This is a genomic window from Niabella drilacis, assembly GCF_900101395.1.
Lineage (GTDB): Bacteria > Bacteroidota > Bacteroidia > Chitinophagales > Chitinophagaceae > Niabella > Niabella drilacis.
On sequence record NZ_FMZO01000020.1, the window covers coordinates 39,130 to 61,915 of the forward strand.

At 46.4% G+C, this 22,786-nt stretch carries 12 protein-coding genes and 6 tRNA genes; 16 read left to right on the forward strand and 2 right to left on the reverse strand.

Translation table 11 applies throughout. From position 1 onward, the window contains the following. Nucleotides 1–271: 271 nt before the first annotated feature. The 4 genes from BLS44_RS23020 to rpoC all read left to right on the forward strand — a co-directional run bounded on the left by BLS44_RS23020 (nucleotide 272) and on the right by rpoC (nucleotide 14,492). Nucleotides 272–4,891 (forward strand): Ig-like domain-containing protein, encoded by a 4,620-nt coding sequence (locus BLS44_RS23020; protein WP_143019897.1) that lies wholly within the window; start codon nucleotides 272–274, stop codon nucleotides 4,889–4,891. 26 nt (nucleotides 4,892–4,917) lie between these two features. Further along, the gene (locus tag BLS44_RS23025) at nucleotides 4,918–5,931 is read left to right on the forward strand and encodes a hypothetical protein (protein WP_090392876.1); all 1,014 of its coding nucleotides are present in this window, start codon (nucleotides 4,918–4,920) and stop codon (nucleotides 5,929–5,931) included. A gap of 298 nt (nucleotides 5,932–6,229) precedes the next feature. Next, a complete protein-coding gene (rpoB, locus tag BLS44_RS23030) occupies nucleotides 6,230–10,033 on the forward strand; it encodes a DNA-directed RNA polymerase subunit beta (RefSeq protein ID WP_090392878.1) in 3,804 nt (1,267 codons plus the stop codon). A gap of 163 nt (nucleotides 10,034–10,196) precedes the next feature. Beyond that, nucleotides 10,197–14,492 (forward strand): DNA-directed RNA polymerase subunit beta', encoded by a 4,296-nt coding sequence (rpoC, locus tag BLS44_RS23035; protein ID WP_090392880.1) that lies wholly within the window; start codon nucleotides 10,197–10,199, stop codon nucleotides 14,490–14,492. Nucleotides 14,493–14,553: 61 nt separating this feature from the next. On the opposite strand, the gene BLS44_RS23040 is transcribed toward rpoC, so the two are convergent. After that, on the reverse strand, nucleotides 14,554–15,321 hold the full coding sequence (locus tag BLS44_RS23040) for a LytR/AlgR family response regulator transcription factor (protein WP_090392882.1): 768 nt from the start codon (nucleotides 15,319–15,321) through the stop codon (nucleotides 14,554–14,556). Then, nucleotides 15,293–17,020, reverse strand: a complete 1,728-nt coding sequence (locus tag BLS44_RS23045) for a sensor histidine kinase (protein WP_090392885.1) — start codon at nucleotides 17,018–17,020, stop codon at nucleotides 15,293–15,295. The genes BLS44_RS23040 and BLS44_RS23045 overlap by 29 nt, the downstream gene beginning before the upstream one ends. Nucleotides 17,021–17,295: 275 nt before the next feature. Between BLS44_RS23045 and BLS44_RS23050 the strand changes: the two genes are divergently transcribed. From BLS44_RS23050 to BLS44_RS23105, 12 genes are all read left to right on the forward strand, one after another. Beyond that, entirely contained in the window at nucleotides 17,296–17,856 is a 561-nt protein-coding gene (locus tag BLS44_RS23050) for a hypothetical protein (RefSeq protein WP_090392887.1), read from the forward strand. 9 nt (nucleotides 17,857–17,865) lie between these two features. Beyond that, nucleotides 17,866–18,045: a hypothetical protein gene (locus BLS44_RS23055; protein WP_090392889.1), complete on the forward strand. Its 180-nt coding sequence runs from the start codon at nucleotides 17,866–17,868 to the stop codon at nucleotides 18,043–18,045. Between the two features lie 867 nt (nucleotides 18,046–18,912). Beyond that, nucleotides 18,913–18,985 (forward strand) — tRNA-Thr (locus BLS44_RS23060). A gap of 28 nt (nucleotides 18,986–19,013) precedes the next feature. Further along, nucleotides 19,014–19,086: transfer RNA gene (locus BLS44_RS23065), tRNA-Thr, on the forward strand. A 32-nt stretch (nucleotides 19,087–19,118) separates the two neighbouring features. Further along, nucleotides 19,119–19,201: transfer RNA gene (locus BLS44_RS23070), tRNA-Tyr, on the forward strand. A gap of 130 nt (nucleotides 19,202–19,331) precedes the next feature. After that, a tRNA-Gly gene (locus BLS44_RS23075) sits at nucleotides 19,332–19,404 on the forward strand. A 75-nt stretch (nucleotides 19,405–19,479) separates the two neighbouring features. Then, nucleotides 19,480–19,551 (forward strand) — tRNA-Thr (locus BLS44_RS23080). 165 nt (nucleotides 19,552–19,716) lie between these two features. Further along, entirely contained in the window at nucleotides 19,717–20,904 is a 1,188-nt protein-coding gene (gene tuf, locus BLS44_RS23085) for an elongation factor Tu (protein ID WP_090392891.1), read from the forward strand. 123 nt (nucleotides 20,905–21,027) lie between these two features. After that, nucleotides 21,028–21,098, forward strand: a tRNA-Trp gene (locus BLS44_RS23090). 87 nt (nucleotides 21,099–21,185) lie between these two features. Beyond that, the gene (gene secE / locus BLS44_RS23095) at nucleotides 21,186–21,383 is read left to right on the forward strand and encodes a preprotein translocase subunit SecE (RefSeq protein ID WP_090392893.1); all 198 of its coding nucleotides are present in this window, start codon (nucleotides 21,186–21,188) and stop codon (nucleotides 21,381–21,383) included. A 3-nt stretch (nucleotides 21,384–21,386) separates the two neighbouring features. Beyond that, nucleotides 21,387–21,980: a transcription termination/antitermination protein NusG gene (nusG, locus tag BLS44_RS23100; protein WP_090392896.1), complete on the forward strand. Its 594-nt coding sequence runs from the start codon at nucleotides 21,387–21,389 to the stop codon at nucleotides 21,978–21,980. A 159-nt stretch (nucleotides 21,981–22,139) separates the two neighbouring features. Further along, the gene (locus BLS44_RS23105; RefSeq protein ID WP_090392897.1) at nucleotides 22,140–22,742 is read left to right on the forward strand and encodes an OmpH/Skp family outer membrane protein; all 603 of its coding nucleotides are present in this window, start codon (nucleotides 22,140–22,142) and stop codon (nucleotides 22,740–22,742) included. Nucleotides 22,743–22,786 lie beyond the last annotated feature (44 nt).

Here is a 22,786-nt window from a genome sequence, read left to right on the forward strand (position 1 = left end):
CTCCTCTTCATAATGGTTTTGCAGATGTGTTGCACCAAAGCACTGTGTTTTTGGATTGCTCAAAACCAGCTGGCGTGAATACATAAGAATTATAGTATTGCAGTATTGTCCTGTTACCAGGGTAACTGCATAGGTATGTGATGTATCCGGCGATGATATATTGCTTAACGGCGATCTATTGTGATGTTTCCGGGTACGTAACCGGTGTTTTCTGTATTGTAAAACACCCGGGAGGTATGTGTGTATCCCGGGGGTGTAAAATATATCTATTATGAGAACCAATCAACCTTTTGGAACTGCCTTTAAACGGGCTGGCTTATGTGTATTCATGAAAGAACTGAGCCTGAATTTTGGATTCAGGAGGAACAAAACCCTAACTTCTTTGCAGATCGCTGCGGTGATGCTTTTAAGTGTGCTCAGCGCTAAGGGGCAGATAACTGGTGCACCTACAAATATTTATCAGCCATGGACTTCGGATAAATTTTCAGCGCTTACGGTAACCAGCAGCAAGGCTGCAGGGTTTGATGAATTTCTCTTTAAGGGTAATGTTATTGACAATGATGCCAATGCAGATAACCCCAATTCCGCCTCCTGGACCGCACTTGCTGGAGGAGGATCGGCATGGTTAGAGGTGAAGGACGGAAATGCTGGCACTGCGGGGTATCCTGCAGGCACTTATGCGGGCTTTGTAGTCAGTGCAGGTTCATTGGCGAATATTACGGGTAACTCTATTACAATTACTACGTACCTGACCAGTAAGGGACCAAGTAATGCTCAACAGTTGCAAAATACGTATACCGCTTCAGACGCTGCATTAGCTATATCTCTTTTAAGTAGTAGTGGTAAGATTAAAGTTGGGTTTGTTACAGACCTGCCTTTTGACAGGGTACGGATTACGATACAAAATGGTGCCGGACTTCTTCCGACCTGGAGAATTTACTATGGAGAACTGGTGAGAGCGGGTGCCTATTCTGACCCCTCCTGTTCGACTAAACCGCTTGTGCAATCTGATTATCCATCAGTAGTAACAACCGGGACAACTGGCGCACTTAGTGTTGATTTACTTGGAGGTGTTTTTAACGCAACGGGCAACGTGGTGGATGGAAGTGCAACTAACCCAGCCACTATTACGTTACCGCTTGTAAACTTTGCTACAACAGCATATATCAGTGTAAGAGAAGCAGGGGGAGCCACACAGTACCATCATGCGGGCTTATATGCGGGCTTTGAAATAGGGCAGGCCAGCTTGCTGGGGTTAGGCGTACTTTCTAATTCAACGATCTCAACATACCTTAAAGGTCAGCCAAAAGAGAGCTTCTCCGGGGCTGCATTATTGGTATCTGCACCTGTTTTAACGGCTGCGGGAAAGTCTACAATAGGGTTTGTAACCACACAGGACTTTGATGAGGTCCGTTATACATTGAACCAGGGGGTCAATGTTAATTTAGGTACGGTAAATGTATACAGGGCTGTTATCAGGAATTTTTGTGAAAGGCCCACTGGTTTTAGCTGCAATACGCTATATGAACTGGATAGTAAAATTGACCCGGTATATATTAACATGGCGAATACTAAGGTTACCGGTGCTGTTTCCCTTAACAATAATATTGCAAACCTTGATCAGCTTATAGACGGTAATCCCAACACTGCTGCAACTATTAAGAGCCTGCTTGTAAACAATACGAGTGTTTTATCTCAAACGAGTGTGTCTGTTAAAAAGGCATTAGCACCCTATACACCGGGTTCGAACGGCTATTATGTAGCCTTTGATGTGGAATCCCAGGCAGTGTTGCTGGATGCGGCTGTATTATCAACAGCTACAGTAACCACTTATCTTAATGGCGCGCCGCAGCAATCCAGCACAGGAGGAGGATTGCTGATTGGAACAAAGTCTACGTTAATCAGTGGTTCAGGTACGCCGAACCGGCAAAAGATCGGGCTGGTAGCCACGTCTCAGTTTGACGAAGTGCGGCTTACATTCAACCAGCCAATAAATGCTTCATTGGGTGATGTTAATATATACGGGATAGAGGTGGAAAATCTTTGCACACATTCGCTTGACTGTAATACGACCAATGTGATTACGAATTCGCCTTCAGGGTTTGGGGCCATTATTGACAATGAAAGATCCGGTGTTACCGGGCTTGTGTGTGCTAATTGTAATATACAGAACATTAGTAACGTAGTGGACGATGACGCTACCAGCGCCGCTAAAATATTTGTTACGGCCGGAGCGCTTAGCACCTACGGGATAGCGGTGCAGGTTCCGGGGAATACCTTCCCCGCAGGGACTGTTGCCGGTTTCCGTATCCGGACCAATAATACTTCATTGGTTGGGTTGGACCTGCTTAAATACCTGAAGATTGAAACGTTTAATAACGGTATGCCGGCCGAGAGCAGGACAGGAGGGGAATTGCTTGGGCTTGATCTGCTTACCTTGCCTATAATAGGAGGTTCGAATGCGGGCATGTATAATATTGGGTTTAAAACAAGCATGCCCTATGATGAAATCAGAATTTCAACCACGAATGTGGTTGGGGCCGGCGTAATTGGCGATAAGGATTTGGACATATTTTATGCAACAGTGGATACCCGTTACATGTCTTCCGCACAACAGCAGGCTGCCGGTATGTCCTGCTCCCTGGTGTATACATTGCCGGATATTAATTATACTACTATTAATAAGTCGGTAAAAGGGTCGGTGGCTACCAATGATGTAAAACCGGCTAATAATATTACTTACCTGGGGGGCACGTTGGTTGCCGGCGCTAACGGGCAAACCAGCCCCGCAGGATCTAACCCGCAACTGACCTTGCAGTCCGGTGGTGACTATACGTTTGTAACGGATAAGCCCGGTGTATATAGCTATTCAACGACTATGCGTGATGCGAATACGAATCCGGCAACCGATCATAAAGAGAACCTGACGATTATTGTAACCGATCCTGCTATAACTACCAATCCTCCTGTTGTAAACACGGATGTGGCGGCTGTGCTGTCTAATGACGGTTCGCCGGGGTATGCAGGTGTGATCATACCAGTACTGGCGAACGATAAGCCCAGTAATGCGGGCGCCACAGGCCTGAGCAATCCCACGGTACCTGCTGCAGGTGCAACCGGAGGGCCACAGCATGGAACGGTGCAGGTTAATCCTGATGGTACCATTACCTATAAGCCAGATCCGGGATTTGTGGGTACGGATATCTTTACCTACACAACATGCGAACAGCCCAATGGCAGCCCCTGTGGTACTGCCTATGTGGAAGTAAAAGTGACCCCGAGGGCCATTCCGCCGGATGCGCCGGATGGGAATATTGTTGCGGCCGATGATTATACGCAAATCAAGGGAGGCAAGACGGTAACGGGCAATGTTAAAACAAACGACAGTGATCCTCTAGATCCCTCTGGAAACAGCTTAACAGTGACCACCCAAAACAGTAACGCTTACGGTTCGTTCAGCCTGGCTAGTGACGGTACATTTACCTTTAGCCCTGCCGTTGATTTTTCAGGAACAGCTGTGTTCCCCTATAGGGTCTCCGGTAGCGGGTCAAGATCTGCCTATGCTACTTTATACGTCTACGTGATTCCTTCGGGTTTAAATACCCTGCCGGACAACAATGTTGGGTTTAAAGACCTGGATATTAAAGGCAATGTGAGCACTAATGATCATGTGCCATCGGGTACTACCTATGGCACACCCGTAGCAATAGGAACACCGCCGGGTACGCCCACTACCTTTAGCATGAATACGAATGGGGTGTATACGTTCAAAAGCGGTACAATAGGTGTGTACAAATACAACGTGCCTGTAACAAACGATGGTATTACTGTAAACGAGCTGCTCACCATTACTATACTGGATCCGGCCATTAGTACCAACCCCCCGGTAGTGATGAATGATGTGGCAAAAACCACAGGAACTACTCCGGTTGCGATCCAGGTAAATGATAACGATAAACCCGGTAATACCGGCGGCAAGCTAAGTCCTCCGGAAATTAAAACCAATCCCGCCCATGGTAACGTAGTGGTGAACGCGGCAGATAGTTCTGTGACCTATACCCTCACTGATGCAGGTTTTACAGGCAAGGATATGTTTACTTATGAGAGCTGTGAAACGCCGGGCGGCAAATGCAGCATTGCCGAAGTGGTGGTAACCGTGATACCTGCCGGTACTGTAACAGCCAGTGCAGCCGATGATTATATGACCGCAGCAAAAGGATCTGCAGATGTTGCAGGCAATGTAAGTACCAATGACGGACCCAATCAGAATGTAACTACCGGCACGTTTATGGATGCTAGCAACAATAAACTTGAAATAACCAATGCCAATGGTGATTACAAGTTTACACCATCGGCAAGCTTCACCGGTACGGCAGTATTTGAATATACTACCTGCACCCAGGACGGCAGCTCCTGTACCAAGGCTACCTTGTATGTAACGGTTAAGGAGGAATCTCCGGACCTGGTTGCACGCATTACCATGACTCCCAATAATATTATAGGGAAGAGCGATGTTGAAATAAAAGTGGGAATCTCTGAGATCAATAATATTGCAACGAATGGCCTTATTACCCTGTATGTAGATAAATCAAATCTCTTTGGTGATTTCTCTTTTGATAATAATGCAGTAAAGGATGCCGCAAATCAGCCGGTGAATAATAACGAGTTCTCGGTTGATGCTGTCAGTAACCCTGATTCTTATGTTATTACTACAAATTCGAGCATCAAGGATGATATGAAATGGGTTACGTTTAAGGTAAAGGCAGATCCGAAAACAACCGCAGGACAAGGCTCTCTTACGGTGTTTGTAAAGACCGGGTCCGGTGGTGAAAAAAATAACGCCAACAATAGTTACTCAACAAGCATCGTGTTCTCATTTATAGCTCCCTAATAATAAATATTTTAAATCCAAATACAATGAAAATTAAATTTACCCTGTTAAGTACCTTTCTTTTCCTTCTCTCCATAGTTGCTTCGGCAGATGACTGGGTGTTAAATAATGGGACCATGTCTGCTGCATCTTATCCCAATGGAAAGGTGGATATCTCTTTTGATTTTTTTGTGACCGGGACTCCTGGTGGCAATGGATATACTTTTACCACCAGTGGAAATAAAAGTGGAACAATTAAGTTTAGTTTCACCAAGCTGGATGCATCCGTTATTACCCCGGCCCCTTCAGGGGATGGGTCGGCTTTGTTTGACTGGACATTATCAACCTCCGGAACCGGGGTAGGGCAAACTTACACCTGGACCGGCACTACAAAAGCGGTTACCATGCTTGAATATCAATCCCCTTCAGGAATGAGCTCAAAGTATAAAATCACATTTCTCCAGGTTCCGGTAACCTATCCTGCCACAGCCCAGGAAAACAATATAGGTGTTCATGGTATATTTACAACGCCAACACAGGCGACGGACCCGGTTCCTACAAATACCGACTATACGGTTAGCACAAATACTGCTGCCATGCCCGTTACCTTCCAATCCTACGACGCCAAACTGGTGGGGAACAAACTGGTGGTGAACTGGACCACCGCTTCAGAAACCAATAATGATTTTTTTGATATACAGGTAATGGGCGCGGATTCCAGCTATAAGACCGTGGGCCGGGTAGCCAGCAAAGCCGAGAACGGGAACTCTGAAAAGGCTATTGAATACAGTTTTGAAAAGGACCTGGGCGCCGGTGGTGCTGCCTATATGGGTATCGCCATTTTTGCGGCAGGATTTATCCTGTTGCTGTTCAATCGTAAAAACAAATTACTGTATACCTTCCTCATCGTATGTGGCATGAGTGTGTCCGCTATTTCCTGTCGCAAAAACGCGGAGGATAAGGAAAACCGGCAGCCAGACAGGCAAATGGTGCGGGTTGTGCAGGTAGATAAGGAAGGTCTGAAAGCCTATTCCAAAATTGCTGTTGCAATACGTCAGTAAGTTGCATTATAAGATAGCCGGGGAAACCCGGCACAGAACCCGGAGCCGGTATCGGTTCCGGGTTCCTTTTTTGTAATAAATTTTCAAAAATGGAAAACTCTGGCAATATTCTTGTGAGAAGTTTTCTTCTTTTCAAAGTTTTCCTTAACTTTGCCTTCCTTTTATTTTGGCCAATAAAAAATTGATTAAACAAAATAAGTTCATGTAATTGAATTTCAATGGATTTCTTTTAGCAATAAAAGTAATCCTGTTCTTGTTTTGTACCAGATCAATCATTAAAAAACCGGGTTTATAACATATGTCATCTACAAAAGTGAATTCAAGAGTAAATTTCGGAAAGATCAAGCATTTAGCGGAAACACCGGATCTTCTGGAAGTTCAGATTCAATCCTTTAAGGAGTTTTTCCAATTAGAAACCACACCAGACAAACGCAATATTGAGGGCCTGTTCCGGGTATTTAAGGATAATTTCCCGATCACCGATACCCGCAATATCTTTGTACTGGAGTTCCTGGACTACTTTATCGATCCTCCCCGTTACTCGATCGATGAGTGTATGGAGCGGGGCCTGACCTACGCTGTACCCTTGAAAGCAAAGCTGCGGCTGAGCTGTAATGACGAAGAGCACGTAGATTTTCAAACCATTGTACAGGACGTATTTTTGGGTAATATCCCGTACATGACCCCCCGTGGTACCTTTGTGATCAACGGGGCAGAACGTGTGGTAGTATCCCAGCTGCACCGTTCCCCGGGCGTATTCTTTGGCCAGTCGGTACACCCCAACGGAACAAAGATCTACTCCGCCCGTGTGATCCCTTTTAAAGGATCCTGGATGGAGTTCGCTACCGATATCAACAACGTAATGTACGCATATATCGACCGGAAGAAGAAATTCCCGGTAACGACCCTGCTGCGTTCTATCGGTTATGAAACGGATAAGGATATCCTTGAACTTTTTGGTATGGCCGATGAGGTTCCCGGCGACCGCAAATCACTGGAAAAACAGCTGGGCAAACGCCTGGCGGCACGTGTATTGCGTACCTGGGTGGAAGATTTTGTGGATGAGGATACCGGTGAGGTGGTTTCCATTGAGCGGAATGAGATCGTAATGGAGCGCGATGTGGTGCTGGATGAGGAAGCGATCGATATCATTGCTGATATGGATGTGAAGAGCGTTTTTGTACAGCGTGAAGATGTGGGTGGAGATTATGCCATCATCTACAATACATTAAATAAAGATACTTCCAACAGTGAGCTGGAAGCCGTTCAGTTCATCTACCGCCAGTTAAGAGGCGCAGATGCACCGGATAACGAAACCGCCCGCGGTATCATTGACAAACTGTTCTTTAGCGACAAGCGTTATGACCTGGGTGAAGTAGGCCGTTACAAGATCAACCGTAAGCTGAACATTGATGCACCTGTAACGCAAAAGACCCTTACCAAGGAAGATATTATTGAGATCATTAAATACCTGGTACGTTTAACCAATGGTAAAGCGGAGATCGATGATATCGATCACCTGAGCAACCGTCGTGTACGTACCGTAGGAGAACAATTATATGCGCAGTTCGGTGTTGGTCTGGCCCGTATGGCCCGTACCATCCGTGAGCGTATGAACGTGCGGGACAACGAGGTGTTTACACCGGTTGACCTGATCAATGCCCGTACCCTGTCTTCTGTGATCAACTCGTTCTTCGGAACTTCCCAGTTATCGCAGTTCCTGGATCAGACCAACCCCTTATCAGAGATCACACACAAACGTCGTATCTCTGCACTGGGGCCAGGTGGTCTGAGCCGTGAGCGTGCCGGGTTTGAAGTGCGTGACGTACACTACTCGCACTATGGCCGTCTTTGTACCATTGAAACTCCGGAAGGTCCGAACATTGGTCTGATCTCTACGCTTTGCGTACATGCCAAGATCAATGAAATGGGCTTTATCGAAACCCCTTACCGCAAGGTTACCGATGGTAAGGTAAATATGAAGGAGCTGGAACTGCTGAGTGCAGAAGAAGAGGATACTGCAAAGATTGCGCAGGCAAGCGCTAAGCTGGATGAGCAGGGCAACTTTGTGAATGAGCGCGTGGAAAGCCGCGAAACCGGCGATTTCCCGATCCTAGACAAGAGCGAAGTAGAATATATGGATGTGGCGCCCAACCAGATCGTGGGACTGAGCGCCTCCCTGATCCCCTTCCTGGAGCATGATGATGCCAACCGGGCACTGATGGGATCAAACATGCAACGCCAGGCCGTTCCGCTGCTGCGTCCCGACGAGCCGATCGTGGGTACCGGCCTCGAAGGCAAGGCGGCACGGGATTCCCGGATCCAGATCCATGCTGAAGGAAACGGGGTGGTTGAATTTGTGGATGCCAACGAAATTCATGTGCGTTATGACCGCGATGTGAATGAGAAACTGGTAAGCTTTGAAGAAGATCTGAAGGTTTATAAATTGACCAAGTTCATCAAAACCAACCACGAAACCTGTATGAACCTGAACCCCGCTGTGAAGAAGGGGCAGAAGGTGAAGCTGGGCGATTTCCTCACCAACGGTTATGCTACCCGCAACGGTGAGCTGGCCCTGGGTAAGAACCTGAAAGTGGCATTCATGCCCTGGAAGGGTTACAACTTTGAGGATGCGATCGTGATCAGCGAGCGCGTGGTAAAAGAAGATATGTTCACTTCCATCCATATTTCCGAATATGAGCTGGAAGTACGGGATACAAAACTGGGTGAGGAAGAACTGACCTCGGATATCCCGAACGTTTCTGAAGAGGCGACAAAGGACCTGGATGAAAACGGTATCATCCGGATCGGCGCCCAGGTGAAGGAAGGCGATATCCTGATCGGTAAGATCACTCCGAAAGGGGAAAGCGATCCGACCCCGGAAGAAAAACTGCTCCGTGCCATCTTTGGTGACAAAGCCGGCGATGCAAAAGATGCGTCTTTAAAAGCGCCCAACGGGGTAGAAGGTGTGGTGATTGGTAAGAAACTGTTCCAGCGCGCCAAGAAAGATAAGAATGCAAAAGTTCGGGAGAAAGCAGCGATCGAAAAACTGGACAAGGCACACGAAAAGAACGAACAGGACCTGTTGAATGTGCTGCTGGAAAAACTGGCTACCATCCTGGAAAACCAGGTTTCTTCCGGTGTAATGAACAGCTTTGATGAGATCGTGATCGGCAAGGGATCGAAGTTCCATGCCAAAAACCTGGGCTCCCTGGATTATGCCAACATCAATCCTTTGGGCTGGACCAGCGACGACAAGATCAATGACCAGATCAATACGCTGTTGCACAACTACAACATCAAATTCAACGAAGAGCTGGGAAGATACAAACGCGAGAAATTCAATATCTCCATCGGGGATGAGTTGCCCGCGGGTGTATTGAAGCTGGCAAAAGTATACCTGGCTGTAAAGCGTAAGCTGAAAGTAGGGGATAAAATGGCGGGCCGTCATGGTAACAAGGGTATCGTAGCCAAGATCGTTCGGCAGGAAGATATGCCGTTCCTGGAAGACGGGAGCCCGGTGGATATCGTATTGAACCCGCTGGGGGTACCAAGCCGTATGAACCTGGGCCAGATCTACGAAACCGTACTGGGATGGGCCGGTAAAGAACTGGGTGTGAAATTTGCTACTCCGATCTTTGATGGTGCCGAGCCGGAAGAGATTGAGAAATACTGTGCGGATGCGACGATTCCGAAGTTTGGCCACACGTTCCTGTACGATGGTGAAACCGGGGAGCGCTTCCACCAGAAAGCAACCGTGGGTGTGATCTATATGATCAAACTGCACCACATGGTGGATGACAAGATGCACGCACGTTCTATCGGGCCATATAGTCTCATTACACAGCAGCCGCTGGGTGGTAAAGCCCAGTTTGGAGGTCAGCGTTTTGGTGAGATGGAAGTATGGGCACTGGAAGCCTACGGAGCATCCAGCATCCTGCAGGAATTGTTGACCATCAAATCCGATGATATCATAGGCCGTGCAAAAACCTATGAGAGCATTGTAAAAGGCGACAATATTCCAAGAGCGGGAGTACCGGAGTCGTTCAATGTATTGATACACGAATTAAGAGGCTTGGGATTAGACCTGACCTTTGAATAGAGAAAGTGAATAGTGAAAAGTCAATGGTGCATCTACTGTTGGCTTTCACTATTGATCATCAAATCGGAATCAATAACAAAGCAAAAAAGATAATTAAAATAGAGAAAAGGATGCTGACGATCTCAAGTCTCAAAATCCCGGATCTCAAATCTTCAATAAGATTATGGCTACTAAAAAAGACAATCGCCCAAAGGCAGCGTTTTCAAAAATCACCATCGGTCTGGCTTCCCCGGATACCATCCTGGAAAAAAGTCATGGTGAGGTATTAAAGCCTGAAACTATCAACTACCGTACTTACAAACCGGAACGTGACGGTTTGTTTTGCGAAAGAATATTTGGTCCGGTAAAGGACTATGAATGTGCCTGTGGAAAGTACAAACGCATCCGTTACAAAGGCATCGTGTGTGACCGTTGTGGTGTGGAAGTTACAGAGAAGAAAGTACGCCGTGAGCGCATGGGACATATCAAACTGGTGGTACCGGTGGTACATATCTGGTACTTCAAATCCCTGCCTAATAAGATCGGTTACCTGCTGGGAATGAGCTCCAAGAAACTGGAGACCATCATCTATTATGAAAGATACGTGGTGATCCAGGCGGGTGTGCGTGAAGATAAAGGTCAAAATTATGGTGACCTGTTAACAGAAGAAGAATACCTCGATATCCTGGATACGCTGCCAAAAGATAACCAGTACCTGCCCGATGATGATCCGCAGAAATTTATTGCGAAGATGGGTGCTGAAGCGGTGCATGACCTGTTGCAGCGCATCGACCTGGATCAGTTATCCTTTGATCTGAGAAACTCCGCGGCTACCGAAACCTCCCAGCAGCGGAAAGCGGACGCACTCAAAAGGCTGAGCGTTGTCGAAGCCTTCCGCGATGCCAATACAAGGATCACCAACCGTCCGGAATGGATGATCATGCAGTACATCCCGGTTATTCCGCCGGAACTGCGTCCGCTGGTGCCCCTGGATGGCGGCCGTTTTGCATCTTCGGATCTGAACGACCTGTACCGCCGGGTAATTATCCGGAACAACCGTCTGAAGCGTCTGATGGAGATCAAAGCGCCTGAAGTGATCCTGCGTAACGAAAAGCGGATGCTCCAGGAAGCGATCGACTCTTTGTTTGATAACTCAAGAAAATCCAATGCCGTTAAGGCGGAAGGCGGACGGGCACTGAAATCATTGAGTGATGTGCTGAAAGGAAAACAGGGCCGTTTCCGTCAGAACCTGTTGGGTAAACGTGTGGACTACTCCGGCCGTTCGGTAATTGTGGTAGGACCCGAAATGAAAATGCATGAATGCGGTCTGCCGAAAGACATGGCAGCCGAGCTGTTCAAACCATTTATCATCCGTAAACTGATCGAAAGAGGTATCGTAAAAACCGTAAAATCTGCCCGTAAACTGGTTGATAAAAAAGAAGCGGTGGTTTGGGATATCCTTGAAAATATTTTAAAAGGGCACCCGGTAATGTTAAACCGTGCCCCAACGCTGCACCGTTTGTCCATCCAGGCCTTCCAGCCGAAGCTGATCGAAGGTAAAGCGATCCAGCTGCACCCCCTGGTTACTGCGGCCTTCAACGCCGACTTTGATGGTGACCAGATGGCGGTACACGTGCCCCTGAGCAATGCGGCCATCCTGGAAGCCCAGCTGCTGATGCTGGCCTCCCACAACATCCTGAACCCACAGAACGGTACGCCCATCACCCTGCCTTCTCAGGACATGGTACTGGGACTGTACTACATCACAAAAGGAAAGAAATCTACCGATACTGAAAAAGTACGCGGAGAAGGAAAAGCCTTTTATTCTGCAGAAGAAGTGATCATTGCGTACAATGAAAAGCAGATCGATCTTCATGCATGGATCAAGGTTAAAGGCATTGTGCGGAATGAGAAGACCGGTGAGCTGGAAAAGAAATTAATTGAAACCACTGTAGGCCGGGTTATTTTCAACCAGAATGTACCGGAAGAAGTAGGTTTTGTAAATGCCTTGCTGACTAAAAAGAACCTGCGGGAGATCATCGGTGATATCATCGAGATCACCGATGTTCCCAAGACTGCGAAGTTCCTGGACGATATTAAACAATTAGGATTCCGTACGGCCTTCCAGGGTGGACTGTCCTTTAGCATCAATGACCTGATCATTCCGGATATCAAGCAGGAACTGCTGGATAATGCGAAGGGTGAGGTTGATGAAGTGTGGGATAACTACAACATGGGATTGATCACCAATAACGAGCGTTATAACCAGATCGTTGATATCTGGAGCCGTGTGGATACCCGTCTTACAGAAACACTGATCCGTGAACTGAGCACCGATAAACAAGGGTTCAACTCTGTATACATGATGCTGGATTCCGGAGCCCGTGGTAGCAAGCAGCAGATCAAACAGCTGGCAGGTATCAGGGGATTGATGGCCAAACCAAGAAAATCAGGTTCTACTGGATCTGAGATCATTGAAAACCCGATCCTTTCCAACTTTAAAGGCGGACTGAATGTATTGGATTACTTCATTTCTACCCACGGTGCGCGTAAAGGTCTTGCGGATACGGCGTTGAAAACGGCGGATGCGGGTTACCTGACCCGTCGTTTGGTGGATGTAGCACAGGATGTAGTAATTACTGAAGAAGATTGTGGTACATTAAGAGGTATTTCCATTGTTGCGTTAAAAGACAATGAAGACGTGATTGAGCCGCTGGCTGATCGTATCGAAGGCCGTACTTCCCTGCATGATATCTATGATCCGCAGACCGACGAGCTGTTGCTGGAAGCGGGTACAGAAATTTCTGCAGAAAAAGCCCGTGCTATCGAAGCTGCCGGTATCGAATCCATCGAGATCCGCTCTGTGCTTACCTGCGAAAGCAAGCGTGGCTGTTGCGTAAAGTGCTATGGTAAGAACCTGGCATCCGGTATCCTCGCTCAGAAAGGGGACGCTGTGGGTATCATCGCAGCCCAGTCCATTGGTGAGCCGGGTACACAGTTAACCCTGCGTACCTTCCACGTGGGTGGTGTGGCCGGATCTGCTTCTGTAGATTCTACTTTGCTGGCCAAGTTTGACGGAACCATCCAGTTTGACGGGGTTCGTTCTGTTATAACCACCAATGCTGAAGGTGATGATGTACGTGTGGTGATCGGCCGTACCGGTGAAGCCCGTATCATCGACACCAAAAATGACCGCCTGTTAATTACCAATAATATTCCTTACGGATCTACCTTGCTGGTAAAAGATGGCCAGAAGATCACTAAGGGTGATGCGATCTGTTCATGGGATCCATATAACAATGTGATCATTGCAGAAACCGATGGTGTACTGAAATTTGAAAATGTAATCGAGGGTATCACCTACCGTGAAGAAGCGGATGAGCAAACCGGTCACCGTGAAAAAGTGGTAATTGAAACCCGTGATAAAACAAAGATCCCATCGATTGTTGTGGAGGGCAAGGAAAATAAATCCTATAACTTACCAACAGGCAGCCACCTGATGCTGGACGATGGTGATGAGATAAAAGCCGGTAGAGTACTGGTGAAAATACCGCGGATCTTAGGTAAACTGAAAGATATCACCGGGGGTCTGCCTCGTGTAACCGAACTGTTTGAAGCCCGGAACCCCAGCAGCCCGGCTGTGGTATCGGAAATCGATGGTGTGGTTTCTATGGGCGCCATTAAACGGGGTAACAGGGAGATCATTATCGAAGCAAAAGACGGTGTAACCCGTAAATACTTAGTGCCGCTTACAAGACAGATCCTGGCACAGGATGGCGACTTTGTAAAAGCGGGTAGCCCGATGAGCGATGGACAGATCTCTCCGCAGGATATTCTTTCGATCCAGGGACCATTCGCCGTACAGCAGTACGTGGTAAATGAGATCCAGGAGGTATACCGCTTACAGGGTGTACGTATCAATGACAAGCACATTGAGGTGATCGTTCGCCAGATGATGCGTAAGGTTAGCATCGTGGATCCGGGTGATACCCGTTTCCTGGAAGATGACCTGGTAGATAAGTTTGAATTTGTGGATGAGAACGATTTCGTATACGAGAAGAAAGTGATCACCGATCCGGGTGATTCTGGTAAACTGCGTGCGGGTCAGATCATCAGCCTGAGAGAGCTCCGTGAAGAAAATTCCGTACTGCGTCGTAACGACAAAAAAACAGTGGAGTTCCGCGATGCGCAGCCTGCCACTTCAGCACCTACGCTGCTGGGGATCACCAAGGCTTCTCTGGGTGTACAAAGCTGGATCTCGGCGGCTTCCTTCCAGGAAACCACCAAGGTACTGTCCTCCGCGGCTATTCATGGTAAAGCCGATGAAATGCTCGGTCTGAAGGAGAACGTGATCACAGGTCACCATATCCCTGCCGGCACCGGTTTGCGTGAGTTTGAGAACATGATCGTAGGAAGCAAGGAAGAATACGAGTTGTTGCAGACTGCACGTGAGGCGATGTCATTCGACGAAGAAGAATAATCCGGGCCAATAGGATAAAAAACCTTATTGACTTATTTTTAAAAACGTATAAGATAGAATCTTATACGTTTTTTTCGTTTAGGGAAAGAAGCGCTGACTTTGTAAAGTCCTTTTTTTGCTTTGAGACGGGAACGATGGCGTTATCTGTCATGAGCAGGGAATAGCCGTCGGTCTTTAAAAAGCTTTTCACGAATGTCTTATTAACAAGATGCGATTGATGGCACCGGATAAAGCCATAAGAGCCCAGTAATTCTTCATAGGTGGCAATAGGAGTGGTTGACAACAGTTTTTCTCCCCCCGACAGGTAAAAATAAGTATAGGAATTTTCGCTTTTTGCCCTGATGATTTCCTGAACCGGAACAAGCCGTATTTCCCTGATCGAAGAAACTGCGATCCGGTGATTCGCTTTGTCACTGATGTCCCGCAAATAGTGCAGGAGGTTTTTTAAATTTTTATTTTCGTGTTTCTGATGGATCCTTTCCGTGGCTTTTGTTACCGCATGGACCAATTCTTCAATGTTCACCGGTTTCAGCAGGTAATCGATGGCCGAAAATTTTATTGCCTGGATCCCGTATTCGCTAAAGGCCGTAACAAATATAACTTCAAAATCATACTTACCTAATTCCTGCAGTAACTGAAATCCGTTTTTCCGGGGCAGCTGAATATCTAAAAACAGGAGTTGTGGCTGAAGGGTATGGATCTGGCTGATGGCTTCGTCTGCATCCCTGGCTGTAGCCACTATATCGATGCCGCTGCAATATTTTTCTAATAAATACTGCAGATTATTGCGGTTGTGAAGTTCATCTTCTATTATAAGTGTCCTGATCATTTTCAATCCAGTTTACAAACTCTAATATAACTGAAGTTCCGCCTGCCCCGCTTTTTATATGGAACTTAATTTTTCTTATGGCTGATGTGTTATTGAACAATGAGATCCGCTCCCGCACCAGGCGCAGCCCATTGCCGGCATGCGGGCGGCTGGTATCGAACCCGCAGCCATTGTCTTCGACCAGGATGCGTATATTATTCTTTTGTCTCTTCACAGAAAGGGTTACTACCAATGTGCCGCTGTCGTTTTTATGGCCATGCTTTACGGCATTTTCAATAAGAGGCTGAAAGAGCAGGGGCAGCATTTCTATTTCCTGGGGGGCGATACCGGGATCAAAGGTTGTGGTATATCGGAAAAATTGGCGCAGTTGCTCCAGGTTAGTATAGATCTTCAGGTTTTTTAATTCGGCTTCTAAAGTAATATATCTTTTATTGGTGCCATCGAAGGTGGCCCGCAACAGGCTGCCAAAACCTGAAAGGTACTGGTTGGCTTCCTCTATCCGGCTGTTGTTTAATAAGCCCTGGATCGATCCCAAAGCGTTAAATATGAAGTGAGGATTGAGCTGGGCATAAAGCATTTTAATTTTATTGCTTTGTTCCCGTTGTAGTCTTTGCTGGCGTTTTTGTTTGGCGTACGAAAGCAACAACAGCAGCGCCAGCAGGCTAAAAGCGGCAATGCCCCCCTTAAACCAAAGTGCCTGGTACCACAGGCGGGCGGTATGAAATTTTTTTGTATAAATGTATTGCGGCTTATCAGCATATCTTACCTGAAGCTCGTATTGCCGGCCTGCCTTCAGCTGGGTTATAAAAATGATATGATCCGATTTCTTCCATGGGGCCGTTTGATCATTGCCTGTCAGTAACCGGTATTCAAATATGGAATCGTTGGCAATATCATCCCGTTCCCGGAAATAATATGCCGCTTTCGTATCGGGTAACAGTGTAATGTTGCCGGTGTCGCTTTGTCCCGGCCGGTCTTCGTAGAATTTTGTATTCCAGGATTGATACTGTTCCAACGCCTGACGAATGAATGGCACCAGCCCGGTGTTTTTATTGTGATTTTCCAGGACACCCATCAGGCAGGGTGGAGATTCCAGAGCCGACTTTTTTGTTAAATGGATCTTCAGGAAAGCTGTATTGTCGTTCCTTTGGCGAAAGGAAAGCGTTATTGTTTCACCATTTGCCAGGCTGTCATCACAGAGCAGATACCCGCTTCTGTAAAAGATGGTTTTCCGGGCATGAATGGAACGTACAACAGTGTCGGGGTATGCATTACTGCTCAGAACCGGCTTCCATTGGGTATCCGCAGTTCCCTTTTTATCCAGATGATATTCGAGAGTGGCTAAGTTGAAGTAGGGAATATCCGCCTTTACAGTATCCCGGATAGCGCTTTGTGTTGTATAGCCGCCTTTTTTTAGCAGGTCCTGCATATTATAAGTGGTGATCATGACACGGCTGCCGTAGATCGTAAAATAAAAGTCCCTAAAAGGCATTTTTACATCAAAAGGCTGGTATTGGATGTTATCATTATTGCGGATATAATTATTGCCGATAAAAATAGCTGTTGAATCATTGAAGAACAGCATTCTTGAGCCGTATTTTGTTTGCGCATCCGCTGTAAAGCACAGAAATAGGGAGAGCAGTACAAGTATGCTTAACCGATGCTGAGCCGGGGAGATGCCCGAAGCCATTCTGTTCATATAAATATTTTTTATGTTGATGATCTTATGAAACTCAAAGATCTGTCCCCGGAGCCGGAGCCGGATCCGGGTTCCTGAATCTGGCCGGGTTGATCCTGAGTTTGGCCTTTGCAGTGGTTTTAGCGTATGGAACAGAACAGATACGATACTGCTTTTTAAAAATTATAAAAGCGTTTGTATACATGTATTTGATGTGCTGGCTGTTCCGGGAAGAGTTGCCGCAGGCCTTTTATGTAATTTGTTGGCAAAAGCATCCTTGGTAAAATGAAATTTTTATGCGTACCAGATACCTTGTGCTGTTGTTGGCCGGGGCCTTGAGCGGATGCCGGTCAAAGCCAGTTGAAAGTACGTACCTTCAATTGCCGCGCTACCGGATGGAAATGATCGTGGATAGTGTGTCTAAGTATGACACGCGTAATCTGCAGCGGTTTGCCGTTCCTTCCGGGGATGATCGTTATTGGAACATTTTTGAAGTGAATCCGCAGCTTTCTGCTGATGCGGCCTATCAGCGAATGAATGGCAAAGAGGAACCTCTTTTAAACTCCTTTAAAGAGGCCGGTGACCATTCCCTTCCGGAAGGAGGTTCCACCGAAGTAGATTATTATATTACCACACGAAATTATGTTGAAGGAAAGGAACCGTATTTCCAAAATAATATAGGGGCGCATAGTAATTGCCAGGCATATTTAAAAAATGACACCCTGAACATTCGGATAGGGGACAGCCTGTATGGCTATATTTCCTTCGGGTCCGTTTTTTATGATAAATACGGGTATCCCTCCGGCAACAAAGCCCGTGGTTTTTTCAGAACCGTAATTAAAAAACGCGATTGGTAATTTTGCAGCATGGAGCAAAACAAATACGACGACTCCGCGTTTTTTGAAAGTGATAGTCGCATGCCCCGTTCACAGGAAGGGTTGAGCGCAGCAGGAGGGCGGCCGGTGTTACGCGTCATGCTACCAGGTCTGAAGGGGAAGCGGGTGCCGGACCTGGGCGTGGTTTGGATGGCATTGCCATTATACTGAAGAGCAGGGGACACAGGAGGTAACAGGCATAGACCTGTCTGCCGAAATGCTCGAACGGGCGGAAATCGACGAGGAGTATTCCCGGATCCGTTACCTGAAGTTGCCTGATTGAAGCGATTAATTTTTCGCCGGACTTTTCTGACGTGGTAATCAGTTCGCCTGCACTGCATTATGTAGCAGACTATGAGGCTGTTTGTGAAAAGATATTTGATAATAAGCCGGCATCAAAATTATTTCTTTTCACGGTCAGTGAGGACACTGACCGTGGCGTGGGCCGTGGTTTGTGTCCTCACAAACCACTAGTAATTACGCATTTTAATAAAATTGATTCCGGTTCATTATGAGATGCAGGCGCCAGGCGATTGCCGGGTTTTTTGGCGGAGCCCCCACATTTACTGTATAGGCAGCACAGGACTGGTTTTATAATGCCGCAGGAAACCGGGTGCGCTGGCCGGTGGATCGTTACCCGGAAGAGGGAAGAAGGGTGACCCGTTTCCCGGATCATGAAGTGATCAAATAGCACCGGACGATGGCAACAGGGGTAAATACGCTTCTATGTTCGGGGTTTGTACCCCGTAAAATTGCAGTGCCTCAGCCTGATCCGGCGCTGGTTGACCGGCATACAGGTATGAGGGATGAAGCACGACGACCTGTTTTAATATTGAGAGCTGCGCAGAAACCGGAATAAAATCCCCGGGAATTGCGTTATTTAGAGCTTTTATTTCCGGAATAAAAAAATATAAAAAAAGTAGCTAACAAAATTCATTGAATTGCAAAAAAACCTTACCTTTGCTTTCCAAATTTTTGGGGCGGTTGAGTAGCTCACAGGAGTACCTAACGATCAGAAAATTAGTTCTTTTTATAAGCCGAAGTAGCTCAGTTGGTAGAGCATCCCGCCTGTAGCGGGAAGGTCGCGGATTCAATCCCGGTCTTTGATCTGTCCAACGAGTAAAACGGAAACAAAACAAGCCGAAGTAGCTCAGTTGGTAGAGCAGCTGATTTGTAATCAGCAGGTCGCGGGTTCGACTCCCTTCTTCGGCTCAAAAGCATTCCTTCGGGAGTGGCTTTGGTTTGGGTAGTTGGCCGAGTGGTTAAAGGCGACAGACTGTAAATCTGTTCTCTTCGGAGTACGGAGGTTCGAATCCTTCACTGCCCACAGTTGAATTTGCAAAATGTGCTGATTTGAAAATGACACATTTGGCAATTATTAACAGTTCTTTGAATTTGAATATTTGCAGGTAGGTTAATTTTAAAGTTAGCGTATTCTCAAATTTTCAAATTGATAAGCGGGAGTAGCTCATTTGGTAGAGCGATAGCCTTCCAAGCTATAGGTGGCGAGTTCGAGCCTCGTCTCCCGCTCCGTTTCGTTTGTAGTGTACCTGCCCTTGCAGGCGGGTTTTTTGTAACAAAAACCCGGAGCTATCAACTGAGATCGCCGTTGTAGCTCAGGGGTAGAGCACTTCCTTGGTAAGGAAGAGGTCGTGAGTTCAATTCTCATCAACGGCTCTTCGCAGAAGCAACCATTCCGGTTCATCCGGGATATCGGGCGCTTCTTTTGGTATTTTAGATGAATTGCGTTTATACAGCGATTCAGCTAAAGCGTTGCAATCCAGCTTTGGCTGGATTTGTGAATAATAAAAATTTAGTAAAAACAATTAAAAAAAGATAACAATGTCAAAAGAGACCTTTAAGAGGGAGAAACCCCACGTAAACATTGGTACCATTGGCCACGTTGACCATGGTAAGACCACTTTGACTGCCGCTATTACCGATATTCTTTCTAAAAAAGGTTTAGCTCAGGCAAAAAAATACGATGATATTGATGGTGCACCCGAGGAAAAAGAAAGAGGTATTACAATCAATACCGCTCACGTAGAATATGAAACTGCAACCCGTCACTATGCACACGTAGATTGCCCCGGTCACGCTGACTACGTTAAAAATATGATCACTGGTGCTGCTCAGATGGATGGAGCCATCCTGGTAGTAGCTGCTACTGATGGTCCGATGCCTCAAACAAAAGAACATATCCTTTTGGCTGCACAGGTTGGTGTACCTAAAATGGTGGTTTTCTTAAATAAAGTTGACCTGGTTGATGATCCTGAACTGTTAGACCTGGTTGAAATGGAAGTACGCGATGAGTTAACTAAGCGTGGTTTCGACGGTGATAACACTCCGATCATCAAAGGTTCTGCAACCGGCGCATTAGCTGGTGACGAAAAATGGGTTGGCGCCATCACTGAACTGATGGATGCTGTAGACAGCTACATTCCGCTGCCTCCCCGTCCGATCGATCTTCCGTTCCTGATGAGTGTTGAGGACGTGTTCTCAATCACTGGTCGTGGTACTGTTGCTACAGGTCGTATCGAAAGAGGTAAAGTTAAAACCGGTGAGCCTGTAGAAATCGTAGGTCTGATGGAAAAACCCCTGACTTCTACTGTAACAGGTGTGGAAATGTTCCGCAAAATCCTGGACGAAGGTGAAGCTGGTGATAACGCAGGTCTGCTGTTGCGTGGTATTGAGAAAACCCAGATCCGTCGTGGTATGGTTATCTGCAAACCCGGATCTATCACTCCGCACACTGAATTCAAAGCTGAGGTTTATGTACTGAGCAAAGATGAAGGTGGTCGTCATACTCCGTTCTTTAACAAATACCGTCCGCAGTTCTATTTCCGTACTACAGACGTAACCGGTGAGTGTACGCTGGCTGAAGGTACTGAAATGATCATGCCTGGTGATAACACTTCACTGACTGTAAAACTGATCACTCCGATCGCGATGGAAAAAGGTCTGAAGTTTGCGATCCGTGAAGGCGGACGTACAGTAGGCGCAGGTCAGGTAACCGAGATCATCAAATAAGGCACCATCCCCCCGAAAGGGAGTATGGACGCTGGCTAATATTTATATAGAGTACTTGGGCGGTACAGTCTAAGTACTTTATATTTAAAAATAGTTCTTAAGCCGGGTATATCCCGGCTATACACGGGCATAGTTCAATGGTAGAATAGAGGTCTCCAAAACCTTTGATCAGGGTTCGAATCCTTGTGCCCGTGCTAAACACGTTCATTGTTTATTCGTTAATAGTTCATAGTAATGTTACATAACCGTGAACCATAAACTATGAACCATAAACTATTAAGATGAGCAAGTTCGCAGATTATGTAAAAAACAGCTATAAGGAGCTGGCAGAAAAAGTGACCTGGCCAACCTGGAGTGAACTGCAGCAGTCTACTATGATTGTGCTGGGCGCTACAGTTTTGATCACTGTGATGATCTGGCTGATGGATTTTATTGCCGGCGGTGGGCTGAATTTTTTATACAAAATCCTTTATAGTTAAATAATGGAAGAGGTAAACACAACAGATAACGTAACTCCCGAAGCGCCCCAGCAGGATACCAAGTGGTACGTACTGCGGGTCGTTAGTGGTAAAGAGCGGAAGGTGAAGGAGTATCTGGATAAGGAGATCTCGAGAAGTGAGTTTGAGAAGGTAGTGAAGCAGGTATTTCTTCCGGTAGAAAAAGTATACAAGGTGCAGAATGGGAAGAAGGTGATGCGTGAGCGTAACTATTATCCCGGTTATGTAATGGTTGAGGTGCTGGATGGTAAGATGAGCGATGACCTGAGGGACCTGGTTGTGAATACGAACAGCGTAATCCATTTCCTGGGTAAGGATAACCCGATTGCACTTCGCAAAGCGGAGGTGAATAAGATGCTGGGGCGGATGGATGAAATGGCTGAAGCGGGTGGTGTAAGCATGGTTGAGCCGTTTATCGTGGGAGAAACCATTAAGATTGTGGAAGGGCCATTCAATGATTTTAATGGTGTGATCGAAGAAGTGAATGATGAAAAGAAAAAACTGAAAGTGACCGTGAAGATCTTCGGCAGATCAACACCGGTGGAACTGAATTATATGCAGGTTGAGAAAATTGTATAAAATGTTGACCTGCCAGCTTTATTAAAAAGGCCGCTCCAATCCATTGGGGCGGCTTTTTTGTCCTGTTAACGCTTTCATAAGATAGCCGACAGCTTTTTTTTTTGTTTAATTCATTGGTATATTGCAAGTTGTTTTATATTTATTGTAAAAATCTGGGAAATGAAGAATGCGCTCCTTGTTGTAAATGCATTACTGGTAGTAGCTGTAGCTTTTTTGTTGTACAAACAACTTAACGGAAATTCCACGCCTCCGCATGCCGGTATGGTGCTTTCAAAGGGAAAAGATTCAATGATGCGTCATGATGCTATATTTGCCTATATTGATATGGACTCTATTCAGCAGCATTATGAGCTGGCAAAGAATGTAGAGCGGGAAGTTGAAAGAAAAAAAAGCGCTATTACCGCTGAGCTCGACAGGATGGATAAGGCTTTTAAAGCCAAGGTTGGGGCGTATCAGCAGCAGAGCAATTCCATGACGGAGGAGCAGGCGCTGTCGGCCCAGCGGGACGTAGAAGCAAACCAGGCACAAATGATGGAAAAACGGCAAAGCCTGATGGAGGAATACAACAATTTTTTGGCCAGCAAGAATATGAGCGTTAAAAAAAAGATCGAGGAGTTTTTGAAGACCTTTAATGCGGAAAAGAACTTTTCTTTCATTTTTGCGGATGATCCGGGTTTGTTCTACTACAAAGATACTGCGTATGATATTACAGGGGAAGTGGTGAAGGGGCTCAATGAGCAATACGGGAAGGAAAAGAAATAAACGATGCTGTAAAAATACCAAACGAAGATCGATTGCTTTTTCCT

Bases quoted from the DNA above. Each gene is read 5' to 3' on its own strand.
- BLS44_RS23020 (WP_143019897.1), top strand. From the start codon at position 272: ATGAGAACCAATCAACCTTTTGGAACTGCCTTTAAACGGGCTGGCTTA.
- BLS44_RS23025 (WP_090392876.1), top strand. From the start codon at position 4,918: ATGAAAATTAAATTTACCCTGTTAAGTACCTTTCTTTTCCTTCTCTCC.
- rpoB (WP_090392878.1), top strand. From the start codon at position 6,230: ATGTCATCTACAAAAGTGAATTCAAGAGTAAATTTCGGAAAGATCAAG.
- rpoC (WP_090392880.1), top strand. From the start codon at position 10,197: ATGGCTACTAAAAAAGACAATCGCCCAAAGGCAGCGTTTTCAAAAATC.
- BLS44_RS23040 (WP_090392882.1), bottom strand. From the start codon at position 15,321: ATGATCAGGACACTTATAATAGAAGATGAACTTCACAACCGCAATAAT.
- BLS44_RS23045 (WP_090392885.1), bottom strand. From the start codon at position 17,020: ATGAACAGAATGGCTTCGGGCATCTCCCCGGCTCAGCATCGGTTAAGC.
- BLS44_RS23050 (WP_090392887.1), top strand. From the start codon at position 17,296: ATGCGTACCAGATACCTTGTGCTGTTGTTGGCCGGGGCCTTGAGCGGA.
- BLS44_RS23055 (WP_090392889.1), top strand. From the start codon at position 17,866: ATGGAGCAAAACAAATACGACGACTCCGCGTTTTTTGAAAGTGATAGT.
- tuf (WP_090392891.1), top strand. From the start codon at position 19,717: ATGTCAAAAGAGACCTTTAAGAGGGAGAAACCCCACGTAAACATTGGT.
- secE (WP_090392893.1), top strand. From the start codon at position 21,186: ATGAGCAAGTTCGCAGATTATGTAAAAAACAGCTATAAGGAGCTGGCA.
- nusG (WP_090392896.1), top strand. From the start codon at position 21,387: ATGGAAGAGGTAAACACAACAGATAACGTAACTCCCGAAGCGCCCCAG.
- BLS44_RS23105 (WP_090392897.1), top strand. From the start codon at position 22,140: ATGAAGAATGCGCTCCTTGTTGTAAATGCATTACTGGTAGTAGCTGTA.